Below are 1,887 nucleotides of genomic sequence, written 5' to 3' on the forward strand. Positions count from 1 at the left end.
GTCGCGCGGGGGACGTCGACGCCGGTGCGGCCCGGACCGACGACGTCGACGCGTCGGGGTCGGCGGCCGACGGCGAGCCGGCGTCGGACGGGGACCCCGTCGGAGGTCAGCGCCCCGCGTCCTGACGGGTCGTCGATGCCCTGCCACGTCCGGGCCGCCGGGGCCTCCCCCCGGAGGAGGAGGGCCGTTCGACCGGCCTGCACCCGACGGCTCGTTCGGGGTGACCTCAGGGATGATCCGGGGGTGTCCCCTATATCGGCGGCGCTGCCCCGGGTCCTACCGTGGGAGTCACGACGCCGGTCCGCAAGGCCGGCGCCCGACGACCTGGAGGACGCGTGGAGGCATGGGTGCTGGCCCTGGTGGGCTCACCGTGGGTCTTCGTCGTGCTGTACCTCTTCGCGACGATCGACGGGTTCTTCCCGCCCATCCCCAGCGAGTCGGTCGTCATCGCGCTGGCCACGCTCGCCATGGCGCAGGGCGAGCCGAACCTGGTGCTGGTGATCCTGGTCGCCGCCGCCGGTGCGTTCACGGGTGACCAGATCGCGTACCAGATCGGGACGCGGGTCAAGGTGCGCGAGGTCCGCTTCCTGCGCTCGGCCCGTGCCCAGGCGGCCATCGACTGGGCGGAGCGCGCGCTCGAGCACCGCGGGGCGTCGTTCATCATCGCCGCGCGGTACATCCCCGTCGGCCGCGTCGCGGTCAACATGACCGCGGGTGCGCTGGGCTACAGCCGCCGCAGGTTCAGCGCGCTCGCGGCGCTCGCCGCGCTCACGTGGGGCGTGTACTCGACGGCGATCGGCATCGGTGCCGCGGCGTGGCTCGGGCACAACCCGATCCTCGCGGTGGTCGTGGGTGTCGTCGGCGGCGTGCTGCTCGGCGTGGTCATCGACTGGCTGCTGCGCCGCTACCAGGCCCTCGCGCAGCGCCGCCGGGCCCGGGTCCATCCCGCCCCCGCGGTGCCGCTGCGCAGCGTCGAGGCGTCGACGCACCGCCGCGCCGTGGCCGAGGACGACGCCGTCGCCCGCGTGCCCGGCCTCGATCTGCTGCACGACCGCGACCGCGTCGACGATGTCGACCGCGTACGCGACCGTCGCCGTGCCGCCGACCGACGCGGCCGTCGTCATGCCGACGACCTCGCCCTCGTCGTCGAGGACCGGCCCGCCCGAGTCGCCGCCGACGACGGCCGCGGAGAACTCCAGCAGTCCGCTCAGCGTCTCGGACCCGCCCGACGACGACGTCGACGCCGTCATGGTCGCGTCCGTGCCGCTCACCGTCCCCGACGCCGCCACGAGGTCGCCCGTGCCCTCGGCGTTGCCGACGGCCGTGACCGTGTCGCCGACCTGCGCGCCGCCGTCGTCGTCGAGCGTGACCGTCGCGAGCCCCGAGGCGTCCGTGAGCTGCAGCAGCGCGACGTCGGCGGACGCGTCGTAGCCGACGACCGTCGCCTCGTACGTCTGCCCCGTCGACTCGACGGTGACGCTGATCGAGGTCGCCCCCTCGACGACGTGGTGGTTCGTCAGGACCAGCCCGTCCGTCGTCAGCACCATGCCGGTGCCGGCCGACTCGCCGCCCTGGTAGCCCAGCGTGCTGGTGATCGTCACGACGCCGACCTGCTGCGCGTCGCTCGCGGGGGTCGCGGTCTGCGCGCTCGTCGTGCCCGTGTCGCTGCTCTCGTCGCTCGCCCCCGGACCCGTGCGACCCCCCGGCGCCTGGCCGTCCGGCAGGTCGGGCATCGTCGGTCGCTCGCCGTCGGACCAAGGTCGCGACGGCCACTCGGCGTCGGAGACCTCGGTGCGGTCGTGCCCGTCGAGCACGCTCGTGATCCCCCACGCCGCTCCGCCGCCGACCACCAGGCCGAGCGCGAGGGCGCCGGCGACCACACCGGCG

General features: G+C 75.1%; 2 pseudogenes. One reads left to right on the forward strand and one right to left on the reverse strand.

The features are described from left to right. Positions 1-467: 467 nt before the first annotated feature. Positions 468-737, forward strand: a pseudogene (locus HGA02_RS21235) (DedA family protein); the annotation flags it as partial. 417 nt (positions 738-1,154) lie between these two features. On the opposite strand, the pseudogene HGA02_RS21240 reads toward HGA02_RS21235, so the two are convergent. Further along, a pseudogene (locus HGA02_RS21240) lies at positions 1,155-1,733 on the reverse strand (S1C family serine protease); the annotation flags it as partial. Positions 1,734-1,887 lie beyond the last annotated feature (154 nt).

The sequence above is a fragment of the Cellulomonas septica genome, assembly GCF_012396155.1.
GTDB lineage: Bacteria > Actinomycetota > Actinomycetes > Actinomycetales > Cellulomonadaceae > Cellulomonas > Cellulomonas septica.